5 protein-coding genes are annotated in these 7833 nt (G+C 70.3%); 1 reads left to right on the plus strand and 4 read right to left on the minus strand.

Annotation, left to right across the window (positions count from 1 at the left end; all coding sequences use genetic code 11):
- The first annotated feature begins 332 nt into the window (after nucleotides 1-332).
- Nucleotides 333-3899, plus strand: a complete 3567-nt coding sequence (locus ACJ8AT_RS23170; protein ID WP_407739995.1) for an ATP-binding protein — start codon at nucleotides 333-335, stop codon at nucleotides 3897-3899.
- A 3-nt stretch (nucleotides 3900-3902) separates the two neighbouring features.
- On the opposite strand, the gene ACJ8AT_RS23175 is transcribed toward ACJ8AT_RS23170, so the two are convergent.
- The 4 genes from ACJ8AT_RS23175 to ACJ8AT_RS23190 form a co-directional block, all read right to left on the minus strand.
- Nucleotides 3903-4718 (minus strand): SDR family oxidoreductase, encoded by an 816-nt coding sequence (locus ACJ8AT_RS23175; RefSeq protein WP_407739996.1) that lies wholly within the window; start codon nucleotides 4716-4718, stop codon nucleotides 3903-3905.
- The gene (locus ACJ8AT_RS23180; RefSeq protein WP_407739997.1) at nucleotides 4715-5467 is read right to left on the minus strand and encodes a lysophospholipid acyltransferase family protein; all 753 of its coding nucleotides are present in this window, start codon (nucleotides 5465-5467) and stop codon (nucleotides 4715-4717) included. The genes ACJ8AT_RS23175 and ACJ8AT_RS23180 overlap by 4 nt, the downstream gene beginning before the upstream one ends.
- Nucleotides 5464-6432: a 3-oxoacyl-ACP synthase III family protein gene (locus ACJ8AT_RS23185; RefSeq protein ID WP_407739998.1), complete on the minus strand. Its 969-nt coding sequence runs from the start codon at nucleotides 6430-6432 to the stop codon at nucleotides 5464-5466. Before ACJ8AT_RS23185 ends, ACJ8AT_RS23180 begins: the two co-directional genes overlap by 4 nt.
- The coding region (locus ACJ8AT_RS23190; RefSeq protein WP_407739999.1) for a patatin-like phospholipase family protein at nucleotides 6429-7833 on the minus strand (1405 nt) is incomplete at its 5' end. The genes ACJ8AT_RS23190 and ACJ8AT_RS23185, both read right to left, overlap by 4 nt.

Raw genomic sequence — 7833 nt, forward strand, 5'->3', positions numbered from 1 at the left:
ACCGGAGACGGGCCCCCGGGTTCGCGGACCTACAGCAAGCCCCGCGCCACAGCGTCTGCCCAAAAATCCCTGAGCCATCCCGCAAGGCTTGCGGCGAACCCCGAAGGGAGCGCATCCGCTGCGCCAAGGTCAAAAACCAGTGAGAACGGCAAAACAGGGCAAAGCCCTCTTCACTTCCAGTGCCTTTCAGGGGCTCGGGGCGGACAGTCCGCATCTCGCGGTCGTGAAGTGTTTAAATCTGGAACCCGACGTCCTTCGCTCGGGGTGAGTGCGGGGCAGACCGCGGGTCCCCGCACGGCGCGAGACTTGTGGACCGTAAGTAAGGGGAATTCATGGACGCAGTACCGCACGGGAGCACGGTGGGGGAGCTCTCCTCTCCGCTCCTGGCAAGCTCCGAGCTGGTGGGCCGCCGCTACCAGGTTCTGGAGGTGGTGGGCCGAGGCGGCATGGGCACGGTCTATCTGGCGCGGGATCGGCTCGCCGGCGTCGTGGCGTTGAAGCGGCTCCACCGATCGATCGACGAGCTGGCCGAGGAGGCCACCCGCAGCTTCGGTGCCAAGACGGCGCCGCCGGAGATCGCCCTCGGGCTGGCGGACGAGTTCAAGGTCCTCACCTCCCTGCACCACCCGCACGTCATCAGCGTGCTCGACTACGGTTTCGATAGTCAGGCGCGCCCCTACTACACGATGGATCTGCTCAAGGGAGCGCAGACCATCACCGAGGCGGGGAAGAACCAGCCGCACGAGGAGCGCATCCGCCTGCTGGCGCAGGTGCTCCAGGCGCTGGCGTACATGCACCGCTGGGGCGTCATCCACCGCGATCTCAAGCCGGGCAACGTGCTCGTCGTCGATGGGCAGGTGAAGGTGCTCGACTTCGGCCTCGCCATCGCCCGGGAGCGGCTGGATGCGCAGGGCACGGTGGGCACGCCTGGGTTCGTGGCGCCGGAGCTCTTCGAGGGACAGCCGGCCTCGGCCGCCTCGGATCTGTTCAGCCTGGGGATGGTCGCCTACCGGCTCTTCGCCGCGCCAGCCCCCGGGCGCTCCGCGGGGCTGCCCGAGGGCTTCGAGCAGAGCGCGCTCGGGCAGGTGCTGCGCAAGCTGAGCGCCCCGGATCCCAAGCACCGCTACCGCAGCGCCGAGGAGGCCCTGAGCGCGCTCACCGAGGCGACGGGCCACCAGATCGTCACCGAGACCTCGGCCACACGCGAGAGCTTCCTGCAGGGCGCGCGCTTCGTGGGCCGCGAGCGCGAGCTGCACCGGCTGGAGCAGGTGCTGGCGCTGGCGCTCAATGGCCGCGGGAGCGCGTGGCTGGTGGGAGGCGAGAGCGGCGTCGGCAAGTCCCGGCTCCTGGATGAGGTGCGCACCCTGGCGCTGGTGCGCGGCGCCGTGGCCGTGCGAGGCCAGGGCGTCACCGGCGGCGGCAGTCCGTATCAGGAGTGGCGCTCGGTGCTGCGCTGGCTGGTGCTGCTGGCCGAGCCGACCGACTTCGAGGCGGGCGTGCTCCGGCCGCTGGTGGAGGACATCGAGGCGCTGCTCGGCCGGCCCGTGCCCGCCATGGTCGAGCTGGATCCCGAGATGGCGCGGGCGCGCCTGTTCGCCGTGGTGGAGGATCTTTTCCGGCGGATGCCGCAGCCCACGGTGCTCGTCCTGGAGGACTTGCACTGGGCGCACGGCGAGTCGCTGGGCCTGCTGGCTCGAATCTCCGAGCTGGCGAAGACCCTGCCCGTGTTCATCCTCGCCAGCTACCGGGACGACGAGCGCCCGGAGCTGCCGGGAGAGCTGCCGGGGATGGAGGTGCTGCGGCTGCCTCGCCTCGGTGAGGACGCCATCGCCGTGCTCACCGAGTCGATGATCGGTGTTGCCGGGCGCTCACCGCAGATCCTCGAGATGCTGCGGCGGGAGACGGAGGGCAACCCCTTCTTCCTCGTGGAGGTGGTCCGGGCGCTGGCCGAGGAGACGGGACAGCTCGGCCGGATCGGCAGCGCGCCGTTGCCCGCCAAGGTGTTCCCGGGTGGCGTGAAGCAGATCGTCCAGCGGCGGCTGGCGAAGCTCCCCCCGTCGGCGCGCGAGCTGCTCCAACTGGCGGCGGTCATCGGGCGCCGGATTGATCCGAAGGTGCTGAGCAAGTGCGCTCCGAGCATGCGCATGGACTCGTTCCTGTCCGAGTGCGCGAGCGCCGCGGTGCTGGACTTCTCCGAGGGCCAGTGGCGCTTCGCGCACGACAAGCTGCGAGAGGGCGTGCTCGCGGATCTCCCGGAGCGCGCCGAGCCGCTGCTGCACCGCCAGGCCGCGGTGGCCATCGAGGCGGTGTACCCGGAGTCCCACGAGTGGATGGTGGCGCTCGCGTTCCACTGGGGCAAGGCGGGCGACAAGGACAAGGAACTTCACGCCGTGAAGAGAGCTGGCGAGCTGGCCCTGGCGACCTATGCCAGCCGTGAGGCCATCCCCCACCTGGAGCGCGCCCTGACGCTGCTGGCTCCCAGCGGGGTGGATGCCGGGGCCCTGACGCCCAAGCAGCGCGCCCAGCTCGGGCACATCGAGGCGCTGCTGGCGGATGCCTACTTCCAGCTCGGACTGCTGGACAAGTGCCGCGAGCACGCCGAGCGCTCCCTGCGGTACTTCGGCTGGCAGGTGCCCTCGTCCTCCGCGGGCTGGGGGGTGGGCGTCATGGGCCAGTTCCTCCAGCGCGTCGCTCAGGCCACGGTCCCCGAGGCGTTCGAGGTCAGCCACACCGAGCGGCTGGAGCACCGCGCCGAGGCAGGCCGCATGCTGCTGCGGCTCACGGACATGTTCCTCTTCTCCCAGGACATGCCGCGCCTGCTCTGGTCTGGCCTGCGCATGCTCAACACCTGCGAGCCCCTGGGCCCCTCCCCTACCCTGGCCCGCGGCTATGCGCTGATGTCGCTGGTGACTGGCCTCCCGCCCACGCGCCCGATCGCCGAGATCTGGATGCGGCGCTCGCAGGAGATGGCCGAGCAGGTGGGCACTCCCATCGACGTGGCCTATGTGCTGTCTCGCAACGCGGCGGGCGTCATCGCCACCGCGCGCTGGGAGGAGTTGGAGACCTGGGCCGAGCGCTCGCTCTCCATCGCCAGCAGCCTGGGTGACTACCGCCAGTTGGAAGAGGCCTGCGCGGTGCTCACGGCCTCGAACACGTGCCGGGGGCGGTACAGGCGCGCCATCGAGGCAGCCGAGCGGATGGAGAGCTCGGCGCGGCGGCGCGGCGCCACCCAGACCCAGCTCTGGGGGCCCGTCATGCGCATCGGGCCGATGGTGCGCCTGGGCCGCTCCATGGAGGCCGTCCTCATCGCCTCCTCCGAGATGGCCCGAATCGAGGCGAACGTCGACGTCGCGTCGAAGATCGTCCTCTATGGCACCCTGGCGCTGGCCTGGCTGCGGCAGGGCAACGTCGAGCAGGCGCGCCGCCTGGCCTCGCAGACGCTCGAGGTGCTGCGGTCCATCAAGCCCGTCACGTTCTTCCTGTACCCCGGCATCATCGCGATGAACGAGGTGCACCTCACGCTCTGGGAGCGCTCCGCCGAGGGCTCCGCCGAGCGGGAGCAGCTGGCGAAGGACGCTCGGGCGGGGATGCAGATCCTGCGGACCTTCGCCCTGCTCCTGCCCTTCGCGCGCTCCTTCTCGTGGCTGTGCCGCGGGACCGAGGCCCAGCTCTCCGGCCGTCCCGCGGTGGCGCGCCACGCCTGGCTCAAGGCGCTGGCCGAGGCGGAGAAGCTCAAGATGCCCTTCGAGCTGGGCCGCGCGCAGTTCGAGCTGGGCCGCCACCTGGATCTCCAGGACCCCAACCGGCGGACCTACCTGCTACGGGCCCGGGCGCTCTTCTCGGAGCTGGCGATGCCGGACGAGATCTCGCGGGTGCAGGCGGAGCTCGATCGCGGGTGAGCCTCAGCGCGGAGGGTTGAGCACGAGATCGATCAGCCGGAGCGTCATGCCTCCGGTGAAGTCGATGGTGGCCCCGTTGAACCAGTCCACCGCGTCTCCGAGCAGCACCGAGACGAAGCGGGCCACCTCCTGGACGGTGCACATCCGCCCGGCCGGGTTCATCCGGGAGTGGGCCGCCTCCAGCTGCGCCAGCGCCTCCGGCGAGTAGACGTGCTTGAGGGCCGGCGTCATCACCGTGCCGAACTTGAGCAGGTTCACCCGGTGGCCGCGCGGCCCCAGCTCGATCGCCAGGTGGCGCACGTAGATCTCCAGGGCGGCCTTGGCGGCGGTGATGGCGCCCGTGTTGTGGAGGTGAGACTCGGTCAGCGGGTTGGTCAACCCCAGCAGGCGAGCCTGCGGCGCGAGCAGCTCCTTCTCCGCCAACGCCTGGGCCCAGTAAATGAACGAGTGGGCCATCGCATGGAAGGTGCGCTCCAGCTGCTTGGGGTGCAGCTGATCCTTCTCCCCCGAGACGAAGCGCCCCACGGAGCCGCTGGCGATCGAGTGGACGAACAGCTTCACGCTCCGCGGTCCCGCCAGGGCCAGCAGGGCCTCCGCGCCCTGGGCCGCACCCTCAGGAGTTCCCGCGTCTCCCCGATGCATGACGATGCGGCGGCCGGTGGCGGCCACGTCGCGCTCCACCTGCTCGGCCTGCTCCAGGTAGCGCCCCCGGTGCACTCCGAACACGTTGAGCCCCCGCGAGCCCGCCACCTCCACGGCGATGGCGGCCCCCGTCCCTGACGACGCGCCGAGAACGAGCGCCCACTGCTCCGCGCTCATGCGGCCTCCTTCCGGCCTCGAGCCCCATCCATGAGCGCCTGGACGGACCCGCGAACCTCCTGGTGCAGCTCCACCAGCGCCGCTCGGTTCGAGGGATCGATCTTCTCGTCGAGGTGCCGCCGGATCGGCTCGCCAATGAGCTGCGTCATCTTCACTGGGAGCGGCAGCGCGAACGGCCACAGCCCCGTCGCGCCAAGGCCCAACCAGAGCGGGAGCCCTCCCGGAATGTGGAGGCGGCGCCCGAGCGCATAGCCATCATTGAGGCCGATATAGGCATCATCCACGCCGTCGCCGGCCACGGGGACGATGGGCAGGCCATGACGGATCGCCAGGCGCAGGTACCCGAGCCGCTCGCCCCAGTCGACCTGGTAGCGGTGGCGGAAGCTGCGGCAGCCCTCACGGGTGCCGCCGGGCTGCACGAGCACATGCTCGCCCCGCGCCACGGCCGCTTCGATCCCGGGCCCATCTCCGGTGACGAAGCCCAGGCCATCGCTAAACCAGCGCAGCACCCGGTTCTGACCGAAGTAGCCGTGGATGATGCCGTGAGGCAGGTAGCCCAGCCGCTCGTAGAGGGTGACCGTGAGCATGCACTGATCGAGCGCAAAGGGCCGGCCGTGGTAGGCGACGATCAACTTCGCGCCCGGCTGCAACAGGGTCTCCAGCCCGAGGACTTCGTAGCGATGCCACGCGCGCAGCACCCGGAACGCCGCCAGCCATGCCGCCAGGGGAGCCCCTCCAGCCTGGCTCATCCGCCCACCTGATAGAGGAGCGCGCCCTGGGAGACGCCCGCTCCGACTCCGATCATCAGGATGAGCTCCCCCGGGCGCACGTCCCGGGTCCGCAGCAGCAGATCGAGGCTGTACGGAATCGCCACGCACCCCACACTGCCCACGTCCCGAACCATGGGGACGAGCTTCGCCCTGTCCAGGCCGAGCCCGTCCACGACGGCATCGAGCAGCGCGCCGTTGGGCTGGTGGGGCAGCAGCCACTGGACGTCCTGCAGCTTCACCCCCGCCTGCTTCAGTACGGCCTGGGTGGAGGAGCCCAGGGCATCCACCGCGATCTGGAAGATGTCCTGCCGCGAGGCATGGAAATGGATCTTCTCGAGCTTGCCGGTGAGCAGCGACTGCCCGAAGCCGGTATCCGGAGGCAGGGTGCCGTTGTTGGCGAGCGACACCCCCAGCACGCCCTCCCCCGGGCGCGCGGTGCCGAGCACCGCCGCCGCGGCCCCATCCCCCAGGACGAGATAGGGCCGGGGATTGCTCGGGTCGAGGCCGCGCGAGGTGAACTCGACGACGACGATCGCCACGGGCCCCAGGCCAGTGGCCACCGAGCGGGCGGCCACATCGAACGCCGAGAGGAAACCCATGCACGCGTTGTTGATGTCGAACGCGTCACACGAGCCGGTGAGCCCGAGCGCTCCGGCGATCATGCTCGCGGTGGCGGGAGCGGTGGCATCCCCTCCCGTGGCGGTGACGAACAGGATGCGCCGCAGATCCGTGGCCGCCACCTTCGCGGCATCGAGCGCGCGCCGGAGCACCTCCACGCCCACGTCCGTCATGCGAGTGCCGGGCTCGACCCAGTAGCGAGTGCGGATGCCCGTGCGCTCCTCCACCTTCGCGGGATCCCGGCCCACCTTCCGAGCCAACTCCTCGGTCGTCACCGCCCGCCCCGGCAACAGGCCGGCGGTCCCCAGGATCCGAACCGGGATCATGCCGACTCCCGCTCGTGCGGCAGCCCGATCCCACGCTTCTGCAGCAACGTCTCTCCCAGCGAGAGCGCCTTGGAGAGCAGATCGCCCCGGCGCAGGGACATCAGCTTCCAGCGTGCCTCGATCTCATCGAGGGTCGGCCCCAGGACGCTCGCCGCCTTGTCCACGAACTCCTGCCCCTTGCCAAAGGCCCAGGGAGGAATCGGGGTGAAGGGCAGGCCGAAGACCACGTCGGCGCCGTACGCGTTCTTGTCCCCATCCGAGTGGAACAGGATGAGGGTCGAGCGCACCAGATCGGCGAAGCGCAGGATCGGGTTGAGCCCATGCAGGAACCACCCCACCTTGCCCGGGAACATGGGAGCGGAGTCCTCCTTGTCCGGAGGATCCGAGAGCACGTTGGAGGCGATGACCAGGTTGGCGCGCTGGGAAACGAGCACACTGGCGGGGACGCTGTTGATGAAGGCGCCATCGACGACGCGGCCGTTGTTGTCGGTGTAGTCCGGAGACAGCATGCCGGGCATGATCCCGCTGGAGCGGATGGCCTCCCCCAGCGTGCCTTTCTGGCGCACCCACGCTTGCGACAGGGAGACGTTCGTCCCCACGGGGAAGAAGGGCAGCGCGACCTTCTCCAGCCGCCGGTGGTCGAGGATGCGATCGAAGGCGTAGGCGATGGCGCTCGAGTTGATCATGCTGAGCGCGACGACCCCGAGGAACTTGTAGCCCTCCTTCAGGAGCAGCTCCAGCCCCGCCTCGCCCATGCTGCTGAAGAAGGCGCCCGCCACGGCCCCGAAGCTCGTCCCGCTGACCACGTCGATGGGGATCTTCCGCTCGAGCATCCCCCGGATGACCGCGATCTCGGCGTAGCCCCAGGAGCCCCCCGCGCCCAGCGCGAGCCCCACCACGCGCTCGGTGATGGCCCGCGCCCAGCGCTGGAACATCTCCTGCTCCGCCCCGGTGGAGCTGGAGAAGGAGCGGCTGGAGAACGACCGCGGGTCGAGCACGAGGCGCATCGTCCCCGCGGGGAACGCGGGGCCCGGTTCGCGCTCCGAGCCCGGCACCAGCAGGGCGGTGTACAGGATGGAGCCCTGAGTGAAGCCGGGAGGTTGCCCCGCGGCGAGCGGATCGCGAGAGAGGTAGACCAGCTTCCAGGACACCTCCCCACCCAGGAACGGCCGGAAGCCCGAGGCGCTCCCCTCGGGAGGCACGAGCCCCTGCCACAAGCGGGGATCCACCTGCACGAAGAGGTAGTCCCACTTGCCCCGGAGTTCCTGCGCCAGCTGCTGGAGCGCCTGGGCCGCGGCCGGGCCGTTGGGAGCCTGGAGGCGATAGGACGGCACCTCCCCGCGGCGGAACTCCGGCACGGGCTCCGGCGGGCTTGGCTGCGCGGACGCGACCAGCTCCACC

The sequence above is a fragment of the Hyalangium sp. genome (assembly GCF_045802625.1).
Taxonomy (GTDB): domain Bacteria; phylum Myxococcota; class Myxococcia; order Myxococcales; family Myxococcaceae; genus Hyalangium.